This window comes from Chryseobacterium sp. JK1 (assembly GCF_050632815.1).
Lineage (GTDB): Bacteria > Bacteroidota > Bacteroidia > Flavobacteriales > Weeksellaceae > Chryseobacterium.
In genome coordinates this window covers 121,139-139,609 of sequence record NZ_JBODRU010000006.1, presented here as the reverse complement: position 1 = coordinate 139,609, position 18,471 = coordinate 121,139, and the positions used below count along the sequence as shown (strand labels likewise).

Annotated in this window: 17 protein-coding genes; 6 read left to right on the top strand and 11 right to left on the bottom strand. The window is 36.0% G+C overall.

Annotation, left to right across the window (positions count from 1 at the left end; genetic code table 11):
• Nucleotides 1-18: 18 nt before the first annotated feature.
• The 6 genes from ACQ76T_RS22540 to ACQ76T_RS22515 all read left to right on the top strand — a co-directional run bounded on the left by ACQ76T_RS22540 (nucleotide 19) and on the right by ACQ76T_RS22515 (nucleotide 4,598).
• Entirely contained in the window at nucleotides 19-219 is a 201-nt protein-coding gene (locus tag ACQ76T_RS22540) for a cbb3-type cytochrome oxidase subunit 3 (RefSeq protein ID WP_422695152.1), read from the top strand.
• A gap of 9 nt (nucleotides 220-228) precedes the next feature.
• Entirely contained in the window at nucleotides 229-1,110 is an 882-nt protein-coding gene (locus ACQ76T_RS22535) for a cbb3-type cytochrome c oxidase N-terminal domain-containing protein (protein WP_431345444.1), read from the top strand.
• 94 nt (nucleotides 1,111-1,204) lie between these two features.
• Complete coding sequence (gene ccoG, locus ACQ76T_RS22530; RefSeq protein WP_431345443.1) at nucleotides 1,205-2,659, top strand: cytochrome c oxidase accessory protein CcoG; 1,455 nt, start codon at nucleotides 1,205-1,207, stop codon at nucleotides 2,657-2,659.
• An 11-nt stretch (nucleotides 2,660-2,670) separates the two neighbouring features.
• Entirely contained in the window at nucleotides 2,671-3,123 is a 453-nt protein-coding gene (locus ACQ76T_RS22525) for a FixH family protein (protein WP_431345442.1), read from the top strand.
• On the top strand, nucleotides 3,114-3,839 hold the full coding sequence (locus ACQ76T_RS22520) for a sulfite exporter TauE/SafE family protein (RefSeq protein ID WP_431345441.1): 726 nt from the start codon (nucleotides 3,114-3,116) through the stop codon (nucleotides 3,837-3,839). The genes ACQ76T_RS22525 and ACQ76T_RS22520 overlap by 10 nt, the downstream gene beginning before the upstream one ends.
• A gap of 21 nt (nucleotides 3,840-3,860) precedes the next feature.
• Nucleotides 3,861-4,598 carry a hypothetical protein gene (locus ACQ76T_RS22515; RefSeq protein ID WP_431345440.1) on the top strand — a complete coding sequence of 246 codons (738 nt, stop codon included), beginning with the start codon at nucleotides 3,861-3,863 and terminating at the stop codon, nucleotides 4,596-4,598.
• A gap of 54 nt (nucleotides 4,599-4,652) precedes the next feature.
• Here ACQ76T_RS22515 and serS read toward each other — a convergent pair whose 3' ends face one another.
• The 11 genes from serS to ACQ76T_RS22460 all read right to left on the bottom strand — a co-directional run bounded on the left by serS (nucleotide 4,653) and on the right by ACQ76T_RS22460 (nucleotide 18,275).
• Nucleotides 4,653-5,921: a serine--tRNA ligase gene (gene serS, locus ACQ76T_RS22510; protein ID WP_431345439.1), complete on the bottom strand. Its 1,269-nt coding sequence runs from the start codon at nucleotides 5,919-5,921 to the stop codon at nucleotides 4,653-4,655.
• A gap of 65 nt (nucleotides 5,922-5,986) precedes the next feature.
• The gene (locus tag ACQ76T_RS22505; protein WP_431345438.1) at nucleotides 5,987-6,412 is read right to left on the bottom strand and encodes a hypothetical protein; all 426 of its coding nucleotides are present in this window, start codon (nucleotides 6,410-6,412) and stop codon (nucleotides 5,987-5,989) included.
• Between the two features lie 128 nt (nucleotides 6,413-6,540).
• Nucleotides 6,541-8,439, bottom strand: coding sequence for an asparagine synthase (glutamine-hydrolyzing) (gene asnB, locus ACQ76T_RS22500; RefSeq protein ID WP_431345437.1), 1,899 nt, complete (start codon nucleotides 8,437-8,439; stop codon nucleotides 6,541-6,543).
• Nucleotides 8,440-8,584: 145 nt separating this feature from the next.
• Nucleotides 8,585-9,838, bottom strand: coding sequence for a polysaccharide biosynthesis C-terminal domain-containing protein (locus ACQ76T_RS22495; protein WP_431345436.1), 1,254 nt, complete (start codon nucleotides 9,836-9,838; stop codon nucleotides 8,585-8,587).
• Between the two features lie 5 nt (nucleotides 9,839-9,843).
• Nucleotides 9,844-10,977, bottom strand: coding sequence for a glycosyltransferase (locus ACQ76T_RS22490; protein ID WP_431345435.1), 1,134 nt, complete (start codon nucleotides 10,975-10,977; stop codon nucleotides 9,844-9,846).
• A gap of 97 nt (nucleotides 10,978-11,074) precedes the next feature.
• Nucleotides 11,075-11,563: a hypothetical protein gene (locus ACQ76T_RS22485; protein WP_431345434.1), complete on the bottom strand. Its 489-nt coding sequence runs from the start codon at nucleotides 11,561-11,563 to the stop codon at nucleotides 11,075-11,077.
• A 108-nt stretch (nucleotides 11,564-11,671) separates the two neighbouring features.
• Complete coding sequence (locus ACQ76T_RS22480; RefSeq protein ID WP_431345433.1) at nucleotides 11,672-12,808, bottom strand: hypothetical protein; 1,137 nt, start codon at nucleotides 12,806-12,808, stop codon at nucleotides 11,672-11,674.
• An 18-nt stretch (nucleotides 12,809-12,826) separates the two neighbouring features.
• On the bottom strand, nucleotides 12,827-13,612 hold the full coding sequence (locus tag ACQ76T_RS22475) for a (Fe-S)-binding protein (protein ID WP_422695135.1): 786 nt from the start codon (nucleotides 13,610-13,612) through the stop codon (nucleotides 12,827-12,829).
• An 89-nt stretch (nucleotides 13,613-13,701) separates the two neighbouring features.
• Nucleotides 13,702-15,033, bottom strand: a complete 1,332-nt coding sequence (locus ACQ76T_RS22470) for a 4Fe-4S dicluster domain-containing protein (protein WP_431345432.1) — start codon at nucleotides 15,031-15,033, stop codon at nucleotides 13,702-13,704.
• Nucleotides 15,034-15,041: 8 nt separating this feature from the next.
• Nucleotides 15,042-15,992, bottom strand: coding sequence for an MlaD family protein (locus ACQ76T_RS22465; protein WP_431345431.1), 951 nt, complete (start codon nucleotides 15,990-15,992; stop codon nucleotides 15,042-15,044).
• A 129-nt stretch (nucleotides 15,993-16,121) separates the two neighbouring features.
• Complete coding sequence (locus ACQ76T_RS22460) at nucleotides 16,122-18,275, bottom strand: SurA N-terminal domain-containing protein (protein WP_431345430.1); 2,154 nt, start codon at nucleotides 18,273-18,275, stop codon at nucleotides 16,122-16,124.
• Nucleotides 18,276-18,471 lie beyond the last annotated feature (196 nt).

The following is an 18,471-nucleotide window of genomic DNA, read 5'->3' as shown; positions in this document are numbered from 1 at the left end:
AAACATTAAAAGGTTCATATGATTCCTCAGAACTTTAAAGATATATTATCCAATACAGAAAATGCTGGTCTTTACCAGACCCTGGCTCTAATTTTCTTTATGCTGTTCTTCGTCGCTCTAGTGATCTATGTTTTTAGCAGACCTAAAAAATATTACAAAGAGGAAGAAGAAGCACCGCTTGGGGATGATGAAGATGACAATTTTAATTTAAAAAATTAAACTATTTTTATGAAACAAAGAACACCTGTTATCGTAAACATCTTAATAATAGTAGGACTTTTAATAGTTTTTTATTATTTATTTGTACAGAGCTACGCGTTCCTAGGTTCGCCTTACTTCTGGGGAACAGTTGTGATCGCTGGTATCTTAGCTTACATTCACAGTGCTATTGGAGATTTGATTGAAAACAACAAATTCAAAAAATTATCTCCGGAAGAAAAAGCCGCTTATTTGGCTGAAAAGAAAGTTCCTTTCTTAAGAAGAATGTATGATGCCGCATTCAAAAAGCAATCTGAAACTGAGGAGAAAGATATCCTTATCGACCACGGTTTCGACGGAATCATGGAGTTGGATAACCAATTACCAAAATGGTGGGTAGGTTTATTCTATTTTGGGACTGCTTTTTGTATTGTATATATTGCAGCATACTCTTTTACAGATTTCGCTCACCCGTTAAGCGAATATGATAAAGAATACAAAGAGCAATTAGCGAGTATTGAAGAATACCAAAAATCTCAGCCTCCTGTAACCATTGAAACGGCTAAATATTCAGCTGATAATATTGCAGAAGGTAAAGAATTATTCAAAACAAACTGTGCATCTTGTCACAAAGAGGACGGTAGTGGAGGTATCGGACCAAACCTTACTGATAACTACTGGATCAACCAGCCTGAAAAAACGTTATTTAAAAACGTATTCCATATGGACTGGAATGGTTCTCCTACTAACCCTGCGATGAGACCGTTCGGTAAAAACGGAGAAGTTTCAGGTGCAGAGATTGAAAAGATTGCAGCGTATGTATATCACATCAATCAGGAACAACCACCAGTGACTCCGGCTCAGGGAGGAGCAGCTCCTCAAGGAACTGAAGCACATTGGGAAAAAGAATAATTTAAAAAATTAGAAACATATGAAAAAAACATAATTTGTTATTAGATAAAAATAGTAACGAATTATGTTTTTTCTTTTTTAAAACTTATTACATATGTCAGACATAGAAGAAATAGAAGTACGCGGCGGACAGGGACAGGTTCTGGACCCTGAGACTTACAGAGATTCTATAGGGACAATGGAGCAATCCGGAAAAAGAAGATGGGTGTTTCCCCGAAAACCTAAAGGGAAGTACACTAACTATAGAAACATTGTAAGCTATCTTTTACTTATTATTTACTTTTCATTACCATTCATCAAAATTAATGGTAACCCCTTATTACTATTCAATGTAATAGACCGGGAATTCTTCATCTTTGGACAGCCTTTCTATCCACAGGACTTTTTTATCCTCACTTTAGGTGCCATCGCATCTTTAATCTTTATTATTGTTTTTACGATTGCGTTCGGAAGAATTTTCTGCGGGTGGATCTGCCCTCAGACAATTTTTATGGAATCTATCTTCCGTAAAATAGAATATCTGATTGAAGGTGACCGAAATAAGCAAATGAAGCTGGACAGACAGGAGTGGAATACAGAGAAGATCTGGAAAAGAAGTTTGAAATGGACTGTTTACATCATCATTTCTTTAATCATCACCCATTTCATGTTCATGTATATTGTAGGATATGAAGAAGTGTTTAAAATCGTTGGGGAAGGACCATTCACCCATCCTACCAATTTTATTGTTATGATTCTTCTTACCGCAGCATTTTACTTTGTATTTGCGTGGTTCAGAGAACAGGTATGTACACTGGTATGCCCTTACGGAAGACTTCAGGGAGTACTTATTGACAAAGATACGATCAATGTTTTCTACGATTTTAAAAGAGGAGAAAACAGATCAAAATGGAGAAAAGGTGAAGACCGTAAAGCAGCTGGCAAAGGAGATTGTATCGACTGCCATCAGTGCGTAGTGGTATGCCCTACCGGAATTGACATTAGAGACGGACAGCAGTTGGAATGTATCAACTGTACTGCATGTATTGATGCCTGTGATGAAGTAATGGAAAAAGTAGGTCTTCCAAAAGGACTGGTAAGATATGCTTCTGAAAATGAAATTGAGCAACAGACTCAATTCAAGTTTACTGGAAGAATGAAAGGCTTTTCAATATTCCTGTTACTTCTTGTAGGTTTCTTAGGATATCTTCTTTATAGCCGTGGTGAAATGGAAGCTAAATTCATCAAACCGGCAGGAAGCACATTCTTTGTAAGGGATGGTAAAATTACCAATACTTATAATTATACTTTCCTTAATAAAACGAACGAAAAGAAAATAGTTACCATCAAAGTAATAGATCCGGCACATGGTGAAATTATTTATAGTGCATCGAGCAAAATTCAGGTAGACAGAGATAAAATTTCAAAAGGAACCATCAATATCAGCTTCCCTGAAGATGAAATGAAACTCTCGAAACAGAATATCACGATCGGCGTTTATGATATGAAGGGTAAACTGATTGACTCCTATCAGACTTATTTTGAAGGACCATTTAAATTGCAATTTTAATTAGAAAAAAAATGAAGAACTTTAGTTGGGGACACGGTGTTGTAATTGCATTATTAGCATTTATAGTTTTTATATTATCCATGATGTTTCTTTTCCCGAATGGGCAGAAGAATTCTGAAATGGTAACTGATAATTATTACGAAGAAGAGTTAAAGTATCAGGATGTGATTGATGCGAAGAAAAAAGCTGATGACTTACAGGAAAAACCAGTATACATTCAGGATACGAAAGGAATTAAAATTACTTTTCCAAAAGAATATAACAACTCAAATACTACGGTAAAATTTGTTTTAAACAGAACCGACGACCAGAATTTAGATATCAAAAAATCTGTACAGCTTGATGCCAACCAGTCTTTTATAATACCAGCAGAGGTATTGAAAGTAGGAAACTACACATTAAGACTTAGCTGGACAACAAATAAAACAGACTACCGAATGGATTACGATGTGATATGGAAATAGGACTTATTGTATCGGCTATTGCTCTAGGCTTTGCTTCCGGTTTTCACTGTATCGGAATGTGTGGCCCTATTGCCCTGTCGATGGGATTGACTAAAAAACAGGCAGCCAACTTCTATCTTCAGAATCTTACTTATCAATTCGGGAGAATTTTCACCTATTCATTATTGGGTGCACTTCTTGGGATTATAGGACAGGGATTTGAAATGGCAGGCTTTCAGAAATACCTTACCATTACGGCAGGAATTCTTCTGATTATCATGGCTCTATTTTCATTTGGCGGAAAAGATTTTGCCTCAAAAATTCCTTTCCTTTCCAAATTTCTATATTCTGTGAAATCAAACTTGGGAAGACTGCTTCAGAAAGCAGATTACCGTTCAAGATTCTCTACAGGAGTTCTTAATGGTTTTTTACCATGTGGAATGGTTTACATGGCTCTTACTGCCAGTCTTGCAGGAGGCGGAATATGGCAGGGAGCTTTATATATGGCCTTATTTGGCCTTGGAACCCTTCCATTCATGTTTGCCATCGTTTTAGCTGGAAATCTAATGAATCAGGCTTTCAGAGTAAAGATTTTGAAGGCAGTTCCGGTAATTATGATCATTTTAGGTGGATTATTCATTCTGAGAGGTCTTGAACTTGGAATTCCTTATGTTTCGCCGAAAGCAGAAGCGATGACGGTCATTAAAGACCCAAACGGGGCCGTTAACTGTCATTAAAATTTGTATTTAAATAAAACCATGAAGAAAACCCTCTTATTATTCCTGATAAGCCTTTTTATCCTGCAATCCTGTAGTGTGAATTCTGAAGTCGTCTATCATAAAGATGCAGCCTCAACCTCTGTTACCAATATTGACACAAGAGAATTTATGGCAGAAATGATGGCGATGACTCCAGACTCATTAAAACAAAAAGAATTTGGAGAAATGGACAAACTTCCAAATACATGGACAAGTATGTATGATCTTGCCAAAAAGGAAGGAAAATTAAAGACTGAAAATCCGGATTCAATCAGAATCATGAAAAAGATCTTTATGAAGTCTACAAAAGAAGATAACAGAATTTCAGATTTTTCTTTTAAAATTGATCATTTCACTCCGGAAGATTATAACGTCTTAAAAAGTTTTACAAAAACTGAAAAAATACCTTTGGATCAGAATATTTATAACCATTGGGACGGGAAAACCCTAACTATTGATACGGATAATTTTAATCTTAAAAGTATTGAAGAAGCTATCCGCGCCAAAATCTCAAAAGAAGAATCTGAAAAGATAGCTGGAATGATGATGATGTTTTTTAAAAACATTGGCACTACTGTAAGGTTTGAAAACACTATAAAATCAATTTCAGGGAAGCATGATTGGGTGAAACAGATTGATGATCATTCCCTAAGAATAGATTATGATCTGAAAGCCATTTATGATAAAGATACAAAGCTAAGAAACGCAGACAAAAAGATTACCATTGTTACAGAATAAAGCAAAAACCACCGGAATCCGGTGGTTTTTTTATTGTAGACTAAACTGATTCATTTAGTTGATTACGTCAAATCTTGCATACTCTGCAATCTTTTTAGGAAGCTTAATTCCTTCTGCTGTTTGATTGTTCTCCAGCAAAGCTGCCATAATCCTTGGTAATGCCATAGCAGAACCATTTAATGTATGAACCAATTGAGATTTACCATCACCTTTGTAACGGCATTTCAATCTGTTTGCCTGGAAAGTTTCAAAGTTAGATACAGAGCTTACTTCTAACCACATTTCCTGAGCAGCACTCCATACTTCAAAGTCATAGGTCATTGCAGATGCAAAACCAGTATCTCCACCACAAAGTCTAAGTACTCTGAAAGGAAGCTCAAGATCTGTAAGGATTTCTTTGATATGTTCTACCATTTCCTCCAAAACAGCATAAGAATTTTCTGGCTTCTCAATTCTTACAATTTCTACTTTTTCAAACTGGTGAAGACGATTCAACCCTCTTACGTGAGCACCATAACTTCCCGCTTCTCTTCTGTAGCATTGAGAAAAAGCGGTATGCTTAATCGGAAGATCTCTTTCTTCCAATAATACATCACGGTAAAGGTTGGTAACAGGAACTTCAGCAGTAGGGATCAGATATAATTTATCTTCGTTGATATAATACATCTGTCCTTCCTTATCAGGCAACTGTCCCGTCCCAAATCCTGAAGCTTCATTCACTACGTGAGGAGGGTTTACTTCTGTATATCCTTTCTCTACGTTCTTATCCAGGAAATACTGAACCAAAGCTCTCTGAAGTCTTGCTCCTTTTCCTAAATAAACAGGGAAACCAGCCCCGGCAATCTTTACTCCAAGTTCAAAATCGATCAGGTTATATTTTTTTGCCAGCTCCCAGTGAGGAATTGCTCCTTCACCAAGACCTTCTACGGTATGAGACTGAAAAATAGTCTCATTATCTTCTGCAGAAGCACCACTTTTCACCAGCTCGTTGGGGATGTTTGGAAGTTGATACAGAATATTCAGCAAATCATTTTCTTTAACTTCTAGTTGAGATTTCAATTCTGAACTCGACTCTTTGTACTGTGCTGTTTTAGATTTTGCAGATTCCGCTTCTTCTTTCTTTCCTTCTTTCATCAAAAGTCCAATTTCTTTGGAGATTTTGTTGATCTCGGAAAGCTGGGAATCTAGTTCAAACTGGATTCTTTTTCTTTCTTCGTCAGCAGCGATTGCCTCGTCTACCAACCCAAGATTTTTGAATTGTCTTTTCTTAAGACCTTCTAAAACGCGTTCCTTATTGTCGCGCAAAAAATTGACTTGTAACATTTTATTTAGATGTTAAATATTAGAAAGTTAGCTTCAAATAAACTAACAATTATACAAATTTAAAATTATTTTGTGATTGTAACTACATTTATTGAATTTGGTTGGTCTGCTGTTTTGGAAAATACAGCAGTTCCATCATACAATACTTTCGAAACCTGAAATAAAGTGGGTGTATTACGATACTGGATTTCCAGTGTACCGGTAACATTATCACTTGCATTGGTACTTTTTACAAAAGTGATCTGCATTCTGGAAAAATAAGAGGTTCCAGTACCTGGATTATCAGGGCTAATAGAATCCATTCTTATTCTTTTGGCACCCCCAAGATATTCCATGTAATACAGAGAGTCTGATGTTATTTTCAAAGGAATCGAAACCGGAGACACATCTTTAGTACCAAACATATCATTCACAGAATAGCTTGTAAAAGATCCTGTTTTTTTAGGATTCAAAAGATCCTGGCCCGCACTGTTTCTTATATAAATGTTCATAATCTGATCAATTCTCTGCAAAGAATCGTCCTCACTTTTGCAACTGATAATTGCAGAAAACATAACAAGTAACCCCCAAAAATATCTCATCATACTACAAAGGTAAAATATTAATCTTTAGACCGCTTCTATTTCTCAAAATATTTCTGGTACCACAATTCAAAAGTAACCAATTGCCAGATTTTCACCCAGTCGTACTCATGTTCCTGGTGCTTCCACCATTCATCAATAGTTTGGGAATTGAAAAAATCTCTCTTTTTTAAACTTTCTAAATGTACCGTTATAAAATCTCTGACTTTTTTTTCATTTTTAAGAAAGTGATGAACAGGAAACGAAAACCCTCTTTTCGGCATATTTAAAATTTCTGCAGGAAGATATTTTTCAGCAGCTTTTCTCAGCAAAGGTTTGTTTTTAGCACCGTTAAATCTTATATTTTCAGGCAAAGCTGCCACATAATCAATAAGTTTATTGCTTAAATAAGGGTAGCGGAACTCTACTCCATACTTCATTGCACTCAAATCATCCCTGAACACATGGTGAGAAGAGAGCGAATATTTCATATCATATTCAAAATATCCTCTATAACTCTTATTTTCTGAAGTATGATAGAGAGAAAGATCTGTTGTAATTTGTTTATAAATTTCAGGTTTCAGAACATCTTTCACCTGAAGTGGCATCATACTGATCTGGCTCTGACGGAAAAAATCGAACATATTATCTTGCGAAAAATAGTTTTTAACTCTCAGAGAAAATGGATCTTTCGTAAAGATGAGAGGCTTTAAAAAGTTAAAATTTCTCATCAAAAGCCATCTTTTCAACTTTAAAGTGTGAGAATATCCGGCAAAAAGTTCATCGGCTCCATTTCCACTTAACACCACTTTAAATTCATGATCCTGCGCAAATTTTGCGGCATTAATGAGTACTTCAAAACTGCTGTAAGGTTCTTCAAAATGTTGAATATTTTCTTTAAGATTTTCTAAAGCTTCATCATCATTCACTTCTTTTATCTGGTGTTTTACTCCAAAATATCTGGCTGCTAAAGAGGCTTTTTCAACTTCTTCTTCCGAAAAAGGGTAAGATATAGTGTATGTATTTACATTTTCACTAAAAGGCGTAGCTTTTGCGGTAATAAGCGTAGAATCAATCCCTCCACTCATCATAATGGCAACAGGAACGTCTGCATAAAGCTGTTCTGATATGCTTTCTGCCAATAATTCATCAATTTTTTTTTCGGCATCTTCTTCAGAGATTCTTTCTTTACTCTCTTCAGGTAGGTTCCAGAATTTTTCCTTTGTTATTGTATGACCATTCAGATCAACTGTCATAAAAGATGCCGGTTCCAAAGAAAATATATTCTGAAAGCAAGTATAAGGAGCCAATGTTGTCTGGAAAAGGAAATTCGTATAAACGCCGTTCCAATTAATCTCAGGCGTTACCCATTCATTTTTAAGAATGGCCTTTATTTCGGAAGCCCAAACCAATCCTGCATCACTCTGATGGTAAAAAAGAGGTTTCATCCCTACTCTATCTCTACTTAAAATAATTTTCTGTTGAGTAAGATCTACAATACAGATGGCAAACATCCCATCTAGCTTTGAAAATACAGCATTACCCCATTCCTGATAGGCTTTTAGGATGACTTCGGTATCGGAAGTTCCTCGAAAAGAATATCCTAATGCTTCCAGATCTTTTCTTATTTTCCTGAAATTATAAATTTCTCCATTGAAAGTAATAATGATTTGTTCGTTTTCTGAAAGCATCGGCTGATGTCCTTTTTCAGAAAGCTCAATAATTGATAATCTCCTGAATCCCAGAGCTATTTTTATCTCTTCGTCTATTATCACAGGAAATTGTTCTTTAATCTTGTCAGTAGAATCGTTACCTGAAAAAGAAGCACCATCATTTTTATTGCAGAGCCAAAATCCTTCATCATCCGGGCCACGGTGCTTGAGGGCATAATTCATTTCTATAATATTGTTGGAAGAAATACTTTTATGAAATGAATAGTAACCGCTGATTCCGCACATAACAAAAATTAATAGAACTGTAAAAATAAGGAATAGTCTGCCAATTGCAAAAGTTCAGGAATTTTATCTTCAATAAAGCTTCTGTTATTTAATGTGAAATAAAATGTGTGTTTTGACAAAAGACATTCAAATAGAAACAAACGGGCTACTTCTTTAAAAATTTAGATTTCAGAAGTTCAATTTCTTCCTTTGAAACCATAAAATCTTTTAAATGAAAAGCCGTAGACCGATAAAACTTATAAAATAACAGGAACGCTGAAACCAGATAAGAGGAAGTGGTAGCAAGACACGCTCCTAAAATTCCCCATCGGGGTATAGCAATACAAGAGAAACCAACAGTAACAATAAGACCCACAATTGATTTTACATTAAGAATTCTCAGTTCCCGGATTCCTGAAAAATAATGACCCACCATATCACTTACTGCAATCGCAAAAATGCCGGGAGACAGAAGGAGCATAATTGCTCTGGTATCCCTAAATTCTCTACCGAAGATCATTTCATACACCTGCGAAGGAATAATAATGATTCCCAAAACAAATCCTATCATCAAAAAAAACGTAAGCTTAAGTGAAGATTTAGTTTTTTCTACAGATTCTTCACTGCTTTTGCTATTGACTACATCGGAATATAAAACAACAGCAATGCTTCTGGTAATTGTCCAAATAGCTTCAGAGAAAGTAACCCCAATAGAAAAAATGCCTACACTTGCAATTCCCTCAAAATGTTCCAGGAAGTAAAACGAAAGCCTATAATTAAGGAACTGGATAAATGCGCTTAACTGAGTTTTCCAGCCATATTCAAACATATTCCGGGCAACTTCTTTAGAAAAAGAGATCTCAGAAATAGTACATTTTTTAATAATCTGAAAAAAACTCGTTATAAAAAGTACGGTCAGGCAAGCAATTTGAGCAAGAAAATATACAGAAACATCCTTTTGATTAAATACATACACCAGTACTCCTATAAAAATAATATGGACAAGCTGTTGTAACACTGTATAAAGATTAAACCTTTTAATATCCTGTGTTCCAATAAATAAACTCACATTAGTAGACAAGAGGGACGAAAAAACAGAGATCCCAATAAGGTAGGTCAGATATTCTCCCTGAATGGATGCCCAACTGAATAAAAAAGGAACTAAAAGCCCAATGAAAAGCGACCAAAGATAGGAATAGAGTACTATTTTTTCAATTTTAAATCTTGAAGCAAAATAAGAAGTACTGCTCCCTGAAAAAATATTACTGAAAAAGCTTACTGCCGCAGCATTTGCTATCACAATAGAGATCGTCCCCTTCCCTTCACTACCCCACATATTGGTCGTATAGATCACCAACCCGAAACTTAAGATCAGGATGAGGAAACGTGAAATGAAAGTTTTAATAATAGTAAGCTGCATGACGATTATTTATCAATAGATTTTTTGACAAAATCAATAAAAGCATTCCTGATGATAGTCCAATTGTACTTTTCTTTAAATTCTGTTATGGCATTGATGGCATGAGAACGGTATAAATCTGGATTTCTTGTGTAGTTGATCACAATTTCAGCAATTTGATCTGAATTTCGGGGATCCACAAGGCTTCCAAATGAAAGTTTTCCCATATGCTGTCTTATTCCCTTCAAATTGGAATAAATGACAGGTTTGCCTGCTCCCATAAAGTAGAACAGTTTTATAGGCAGTGAATGATTGTTCTCAAAGTTAATTTCCCTAAGGTCAAAGCAAAAATCTGCATCTGCAAAAACTTCTGTAAATTTTTCAAAAGAAGTAGGTTTTCTGAGCTCAATATCTGCAAAGGTATTTTCATTGAGTAATTTTGAAAAATAGGCTTCATCGCTCTTCTGTCTTGTGGAGCCGATAATGATGGTTTGTACCTTAAGCTCAGGAGCCTTTTCATGAATTTTACGAACAATATTAAAAAAATTTCCAATCCCTTTATCTTTTGAAATCTGTCCCGTATAGCAAAGGGAAACAGTTCCGGGTTCCAGCTCTTTTATATTTTCTTTTATATAAACCGGATCCGGATAGTAAGGGAGAATCGTTTGTTTTTTTAACCCAAACAGGTAAGCCAGAGGAAATTTCTTGGTAGATTCACCAAAAATAAAATGAGTACTTAGAAAGCCCGCATATATCTGAATCAGTGAGAATTTTATTGTCTGAAAAATGGTAGTGGGAAAACGATATTCTCTTATCATCGACATGGAAGGATACCATTCTGTAATATCATAGATACAACTTATTTTTTTATCTCTCACGAAATCTTTTACAGCTACTACAGCCAACGGTTCGGAACAGATAATACAATCAGGCAGAAATTTCAGACAAACGTCTTGAAATGTCTCCGTTTTCTTTTGTATACTTTCTTCCAGTACGGCATACGATTCAATCTCTATGCCTTCCATATTCCCTTTATACTCCTCGTAGAGACTGCAAATTTTCACATCATACCCAAATTCCTTAAGAGCCTTCGCCTGATGATGGAAAATCCGGTCATCATTATAATTATGGGAAGTGGTTAAAAAAAGTACTTTAGGCATTAGCTTTCATTCGAGTCTTTACAAAGATACATTAAAACAAAAAAGTGGAAAACAGGTTTCCACTTTATGATATATAAGCTTTATCAGCTTATTATAATTATTTTATAGAAGCCGCCCAACTCTTCTCTAAAGGAAGAAGGAAGTGGCTCAAGAAGTCCAGATAGGTATTTTTGGAAAAGTCAAAAACCTGAATATCTCTGGAGATTTCTCCGTTTCTAAGTTGTGTTTTAAAGTCGATCAGTTTCAACGTTTTCACTTCTCCATTTTCTACGAAGCTTGCTTTCATTCTGTCGAAAAGTCCCAGTTGGTACTCTTCATCAATTTCTCTCATTATTTTACCTAAAGCATCAATGCTGCATCCTGAAGCCATTTCTTTTTCTTCATCTACACAAACCACGATAAACTGGTTTTTTTCGATTTTAAAAGAGGAAGAAAGGGGTTTCCCATGAGCCGCCCAGGTTGCAAGGAAATCAAATAGTTTTTCTGTAATTGCTTTTGCTTCTTTAGTTTCGAAAGGTCTTGAAGCAGGATATATAATGACTCTGTAGTCGCTGGTTTCTACAATACTAGATTCTTCGATTTTCATAATGTAATTATTTATTTACCAAGGTATTATACAATATTTTTTTCTTCAGTATATGATCCAAAATTTTCCTGATGATGATTGTATGACCTTATACTTTACAATACAAAATTACGCAATTTTCGCGAGTTTGAGATCATTGTATTTTTGACTCAATGCATAAAGCATCATGATGAAAATGGGAAAAATAAAAGGTAAAAAAAATCTTAACACCGCAGATTGCGGAAAGAAAAAGAATTTGATATAAACGTTTACCACAAAAAGAACTGAAATCATCCTTGTCCATTTATCTTTTGAACTCCAGAAAATAACAGTTGTCATTATTATAACTGATACGGTTACCTTTTTAAAGTAAAGAATTTTTGGATAAAGAATCTGCAGATAATCATTCAAAGTAATCTTCACAGGATGAGCAGAAATAATAGGCCTTCTGTCTATAAAAGTATCATAAAAAACATCTTTCCAGCCTGGATAATGATAGAACTTAATGATTACAAGATACATCAACAAAAGAACGCCTCCCTGTGCAATGAGGTAAAAGGAGATTTTTTTTTCTTCAAAGTATCGAAATGCAAATACTGCAATAAGATAAGTGAGTGTAAATGTAATATAGTCTGGACGGATGAAAGTAATCATCAATAAAAGCAAAAACATCATCCATTGGCTCCATTTCTTTAGTAAGCCTAAGAGGAGAATCAGAATAAACATAAAAATAAACATATCCGGCATAGAAACTCTTGCCATATACGTTATAGGAGGTAAAACTAAGGTTGCAATTGTAATAATTGGGGCAAGCCAGTATTTTTGTGGGAAAATAGTTTTAACGGTATAAAATATGAGTAATCCTGAAAGGAAATAAGAAATAAGACTGATCAGTAAAACTGACATGGGAGGAGTAATTCCCATCTTATACAAAGCGGTAATCGTTAAGATATAGCCTATTTTTATCTGATAGTAAGGCAATTGTTCTGTAAAAGCCTGAGTATTTTTTTCGAAATACTGCCTTGGAATATCCCAGGGCTTCTTCCCAACAATATCTGCATAATGATCTGCAGATGCTTCTTTTTGTATGGAAGTGTAGGTAAGTATGCGAACTTTATCTGGGGAATCTGGAAATTCAGAAGTGAAAATACTTCCTAAATATCCGGGCATATCCCAATCGTATATTCTATTCTTATAGTTCCACGAAGTCAGAAATATAAGGACAGATAATACAAAGAAGAAGGAGATCCCCCATTTTAGTTTCATAGTGGGTAAAGATTATATCTATAAATCTTCTGCTTCTGCAAGAAGTTCAACAATATCCTTTACGGCAACTTCTGTATTTTTATTAAAGTGTTTTACACCATCTGTCATCATTGTATTACAGAAAGGACATCCGGTTGCAATCACTTTAGGCTCAAAAGACAAGGCTTCTTCTGTTCTTTCGATGTTGATGTCTTTGTTTCCTTTTTCAGGTTCTTTAAACATCTGTGCTCCTCCTGCTCCACAACAAAGTCCGTTGGTTCTACAACGTTTCATTTCTACCAGCTCAGCATCAAGCTTTTCAAGTAACATTCTTGGAGCTTCGTATTCATCATTGGCACGTCCGAGGTAGCAAGGATCATGGAAAGTAATTTTTTTTCCTTTGAAAGCACCACCTTCAATTTTCAGTCTCCCTTCTTCCATAAGAGTTTTAAGGAACTGAGTATGGTGTACTACATCAAAATGGCCTCCTAAGCTTGGATATTCATTTTTTAAAGTATTGAAACAGTGAGGACAAGCCGTTACAATTTTCTTTACTTCATAAGCATTCAGAACTTCTATATTGGTAAGAGCCATCATCTGGAAAACAAACTCGTTTCCGGCTCTTTTTGCAGGATCTCCTGTACAGCTTTCTTCCTGTCCAAGAACAGCAAATTCAACACCTATTTTATTTAATATCTTGCAAAATGCTTTTGTAATTTTTTTAGCACGGTCGTCAAAACTTCCTGCACAACCAACCCAAAATAAAACTTCGGGAGCTTTTCCTTCGGCAGCGTACTCTGCCATTGTTTTTATATTGAAATCCATTTCTTTTTCAATTTGAAAATGTGAGAATTTGGAAATTTGAAAGTGATACAGACGATAATCAATTTCAAATTTTCAAATCGATTAATTATCTAGTTTTCCGTTGCCCAGTTCAGACGGTCCGCCTGGTTGTACTGCCAAGGAGCAGCATTATTTTCCACGTTGGTCATCATCAGATTCAGTTCCTGTGGCGCTGCAGATTGCTCCATCACCAGGAATCTTCTCATTTCAAAAATAATGGAAAGTGGGTCTAGCAATACCGGGCAGGCATCTGTACACGCATTACAGGTTGTACATGCCCAAAGTTCTTCTTTTGTGATATAATCGTTCAACAGTTTCTTGCCGTCATCTACAAATTTTCCGTTCTTATCGATGTTTCTTCCTACTTCTTCAAGTCTGTCTCTGGTTTTCATCAGAATCAATCTAGGAGAGAGTTTTTTACCGGTAATATTAGCCGGACAAACAGAAGTACAACGCCCACATTCTGTACATGAATAGGCATTGAGCAACTGCACCTGATTCAGGTCGAATATATCTTCTGCACCAAATTTTGAAGGAACATCAGCTTCTGTACCTTCAGCCGGAGCGGCGTAAGGGTCTGCATTAGGATCCATCATCAATTTGATTTCTTTGGTTACAGAATCAAGGTTATTGAATTTCCCTTTTTTATCAAGATTCGCATACCAGGTACTTGGAAATGCAAGAATAATATGCAAATGTTTTGAGTAATAAAGATAGTTCATGAAGAAAAGAATTCCTACAAAGTGGAACCACCAAGCTCCTTTTTCAGTAAAGAAAAGGAATCCGTCTCCAAAATTATTGAAAATTGGACCTAAAACAGCAGAACTGATCGGAAAGCTTCCAACTTCATGAAGCAATCCTCTCTGCTGTAGAACCCAATCGGCAGCATTCATTTTAAAGAAAGCCATCATTAGGGCAAACTCTATGATCAAAATCCAGTTGGCATCATGCTTCGGCCATCCGAAAAGTTCTTTCATGGTTAATCTTTTAACCCCATAAAAGTTTCTTCTGATGAAAAACACAACAACTCCAATTACCACAAGAAGTGCTAAAATCTCCAGTGTGGCGGTAAAGAAGCTATAAAAGCTTTTTCCGAAGACAGACGCCAGAAAACGGTGTGTACCGAAAAGTCCATCAACAATAATTTCAACGAGTTCTATATTGATAATAACAAACCCTACATATACAAATACGTGCAGAATACCGGCAACAGGACGTTTAACCATTTTGCTCTGCCCCATAGCTACTCTTGCCATGGTGCTCCAGCGTTCAGACTTTCTGTCGCTTCTATCTATTTCGTGGCCCAGTCTGATATTTCTGTAAATTTTCAGTAAGCTTTTGCCAAACAGACCAAAGCCGGCTACTAATAAAATCAGGAAAATAATGTTATCGATGTACTGCATAAGGGGTATTAGTCTTTATTGTTTTTACCGAAAACAGAGAAATTGATATATCTCTTAGGGTGGGCTTTCATATCTTCGATCAGGGAATTCAGGTTAGAAGATGCTGAGTTCAGATTGTTATAAAGCTGCTCATCCTTCATTAGTTTACCTAAACTTCCTTCTCCTTTATCAATACCTCCAATTACCTGATTCAGTTTTCCTACCGTAGCATCAAGGTTGGCAATCGTTGCGTTTAGTTGCTTTGTATCGATGCTTTGTGCAAGATTCCCGTATTTATCCAAAGTAACTTTTCCGCTTTGCATTGTAAGACTTGCATCATCTAAAACTTTCTGAAGTTTCGGATCATTGTGTCCTACCAGATTATTTACGCTTCCCGCAGTTGTCTGTAATGCGCCAACGGTTTTATTAAGATTGGATAACAAAGCTTTAATTTCGGCTCTGTTTTGGGCGTCTACAAGCATATTGGCATTAGTCATCAGGGAATCTACTCTATGAAGAACAACCTGTAACTGATCTTTTACGGGTCCAACCTGAGAAGAAAGGCTGCCTAATGTTCCAAGTTTAAAAGCACCTTTCAAGGTATCGCCGTCTTTTGCGGTCGCTCCACCATAGGTAAGATTTACTCTCATCTCTTTTCCGGACATTAGGCCTGGTTCAAAAATTTCTAATGTAGAATTTTTTGAAAATTCGAATTTATTGTCAACCGTAATTTTCACTACGAAACTGATTTTACCGTCTTTTGCCGTTTGAGGGATGATCTTATCAACCTGCCCTACTTTGAGACCATTAATAGAAACGGCTGAAGACTGTGCCAGCCCCTCAACATTCTCATATTTTGCGTAAAATATATTGTCGGTAGTAAAAAGGCTTTTCCCTTTCATGAATTGAAACAATACCACAAAGCCTACTACAGCTAGCAGTGCAATCACACCAGCTTTTAATTCTTTACTGAACTTCACTTGCTAAATTTTTTCTAATAAGCAAATATAGTACATTTTAAATAAATCTTTTCCCTTATTACTCTGCGTTAAATACAAAAAAAAGCGACAAATAAATTTGTCGCTTTTTTATATCAGTGAAATGATTTCTTATTGTTGTTGGTTTCCGATTTTATTCCAGATTTCAATTCTGAAATCCTCAATATCAGCATTGTCCTGAAGACTCTTCATCCAAGCCTGACCGAACATTCCTGCATTTCTTTGAGTAATAGACTCTGTGAACTGCTTAAGATCTCCAGGTTGTTTGTTTACTGTTTCTGATTTTTTGATCAGTACATAAACTCCTGTTCCACCTTCAATAGGGTTAGAAAGTTTTCCTTTCGCAACTCCAAATGCAGCTCCAGCTACTTTAGGTTCCATAGATCCTGCTACTGAAGGATTCAATAGGTTAACCTGAGCAGTTTGTTTTGTTGATGCAAATAATGTAGCAACCTGATCTAAGCTTGAAGCTTTTGCTGCCGCAATTTTATCAGAGATCTGTTTAGCAGCCAATTTATTTTTAACAATAACTTCAATCTGATCTCTTACAGATTCCGGATCAGCAAGACCTGCATCCTGTTTTCCGTTCATGTAAACTACAATCTTATCTCCTGTACCTTCCACAGTGAAAAGTTCTGTATCTCCTTTTGATCTTTTCTTATCGAAAGCCCAAGTTAAGATTTCAGCATCTTTTTCAGTACCTAAGCCCTGAAGCTGACCTTCAAATCTTTTTGCCGCTTTAGGATTGGTGAACTGATAGTTATCTTTCTTAGCAATATTCACGAAATCGTTGAAAGATTTCCCTTGAACCTGCTGAATGAATTTTCTAGATTTTTTATCTACTTCCGCTTCAGTAGCATCTGAAGGTTTGATTGCTTTCACAAGGTTAGCAACTTTATATCCCATAGATCCTGATTTCTTATCTTCAATATTGATGATATGATAACCAAACTGAGTTTCCACTACTCCTGTGGCTCCTTTAGGATTGTTTGCCAAATAAGTAAGGAATTCCGGCACAAAAGGTGTTTCCGGGGTTGTCCAACCTAGGCTACCTCCCTGCGCTGCAGAGTTAGGATCGTTAGAAAGCTTAAGGAATTCTGTAAATTTAGCTGGAGTAGCTTTTACAATAGCTCCGATAGAGTCTGCCAATTTCTTAGCCTGCTCTTTAGTTCTTGTTACTCCTTGTCCTGCAGGGCTTCCTTTGAAAGCGATAAGGATATGTCTTGATAATGTAGAGTCAGAAGTCTTTTTATTCAAAAGCTTAGAAACTACATAGAAATCTTGTTCTTTGTAAGGACCGAAAGTCTGCCCGATTGGTGCAGTAGCAATCTGACCTTGTATTGTTGCCGGCAATTGATTAGGCGTCATATACTGAGGATTGAACGGCATATCAGAATTTGCCGTTACAAACATAGAATCGTTTTTCGTATTCTGGAAGTTTTCTGTACCTCCGCTAGCGTCTGTACCTCCTGAGTATAGTTTAGTAATTTCTTTCAATGCTGATGCATCATCTGCTGCACTAGGTTTTGATGGGAAAAATACAATTCCTAAGTTTCTGCTAGGCTCCGCTTTGAACGTTACAGGGTGCTTTTTGATGTAGTCAGCAAGATCCTGTGTTGTAACATTGATCTTTGTTTTCTGAAGATAAGCAGCATAATCCACTTTCACAAAGTCGATATCAGCTAACTGATCTCTCTGCTTCATCAATTCTTCCCCTTCTTTTTTACCGGTTGTAATACCTGCTGAAATATTGGTAAACACCTGTCTTGCCATTAGTCTGTACTCTACGGTTTTTCTTGTTTTCAACCATTGAGCATATCCTTGAGGATTGGTGTTCTGTAATGTTTCAATTTCTTTTTTAAGCTCTTGAGTTTTAAAATTACCTTTCTCATCAAAGAACTGTTGATTTTGAGCAAACATCTGATCGTACTGGATCTGACTCCAGAAGTAATCGTCTGTCATTTCAAAGCCCAGTTTCTCAAACTGCTGCTTGATAAGTTTAGATTGTACAAGTAACTGCCAAGCCTGCTCCTCAAGTCCGTTTTTTGGACGACCTTGCTGTTCAGCCTGTTGCTGCAACACGAAAAGCTGATCATTGAACTCTTCGCGGGTGATTTTCTCACCATTTACTTTTCCTAAAACGTCAGGATTTTTACCAAAAACCTTGTCGATACTATCTGGGTTCACCAAGAACGCCAAAAGCGCTAAGGCTATTACTCCCATTAAAAGCCAAGGCTTACTCCTAATCTGTCCTAAAATTGCCATTTTATAAATTATAGTTTTTTATCAGTTTGCGAAAATACACATTTTTAAGAAATTACAGAAGCAGAAGTTCTTTATTTTAATTTTTATTCGTAAAGATTATTCAAAAAAGGAAATTTTGACCGTATTTTTCACTAAAAAACAAATGGCATAAGTATTGCGAGTTTTATAATATCATAATATGCTACACGTTTTCAGA

Bases quoted from the DNA above. Each gene is read 5' to 3' on its own strand.
- ACQ76T_RS22540 (WP_422695152.1), top strand. From the start codon at position 19: ATGATTCCTCAGAACTTTAAAGATATATTATCCAATACAGAAAATGCT.
- ACQ76T_RS22535 (WP_431345444.1), top strand. From the start codon at position 229: ATGAAACAAAGAACACCTGTTATCGTAAACATCTTAATAATAGTAGGA.
- ccoG (WP_431345443.1), top strand. From the start codon at position 1,205: ATGTCAGACATAGAAGAAATAGAAGTACGCGGCGGACAGGGACAGGTT.
- ACQ76T_RS22525 (WP_431345442.1), top strand. From the start codon at position 2,671: ATGAAGAACTTTAGTTGGGGACACGGTGTTGTAATTGCATTATTAGCA.
- ACQ76T_RS22520 (WP_431345441.1), top strand. From the start codon at position 3,114: ATGGAAATAGGACTTATTGTATCGGCTATTGCTCTAGGCTTTGCTTCC.
- ACQ76T_RS22515 (WP_431345440.1), top strand. From the start codon at position 3,861: ATGAAGAAAACCCTCTTATTATTCCTGATAAGCCTTTTTATCCTGCAA.
- serS (WP_431345439.1), bottom strand. From the start codon at position 5,921: ATGTTACAAGTCAATTTTTTGCGCGACAATAAGGAACGCGTTTTAGAA.
- ACQ76T_RS22505 (WP_431345438.1), bottom strand. From the start codon at position 6,412: ATGAACATTTATATAAGAAACAGTGCGGGCCAGGATCTTTTGAATCCT.
- asnB (WP_431345437.1), bottom strand. From the start codon at position 8,439: ATGTGCGGAATCAGCGGTTACTATTCATTTCATAAAAGTATTTCTTCC.
- ACQ76T_RS22495 (WP_431345436.1), bottom strand. From the start codon at position 9,838: ATGCAGCTTACTATTATTAAAACTTTCATTTCACGTTTCCTCATCCTG.
- ACQ76T_RS22490 (WP_431345435.1), bottom strand. From the start codon at position 10,977: ATGCCTAAAGTACTTTTTTTAACCACTTCCCATAATTATAATGATGAC.
- ACQ76T_RS22485 (WP_431345434.1), bottom strand. From the start codon at position 11,563: ATGAAAATCGAAGAATCTAGTATTGTAGAAACCAGCGACTACAGAGTC.
- ACQ76T_RS22480 (WP_431345433.1), bottom strand. From the start codon at position 12,808: ATGAAACTAAAATGGGGGATCTCCTTCTTCTTTGTATTATCTGTCCTT.
- ACQ76T_RS22475 (WP_422695135.1), bottom strand. From the start codon at position 13,612: ATGGATTTCAATATAAAAACAATGGCAGAGTACGCTGCCGAAGGAAAA.
- ACQ76T_RS22470 (WP_431345432.1), bottom strand. From the start codon at position 15,033: ATGCAGTACATCGATAACATTATTTTCCTGATTTTATTAGTAGCCGGC.
- ACQ76T_RS22460 (WP_431345430.1), bottom strand. From the start codon at position 18,275: ATGGCAATTTTAGGACAGATTAGGAGTAAGCCTTGGCTTTTAATGGGA.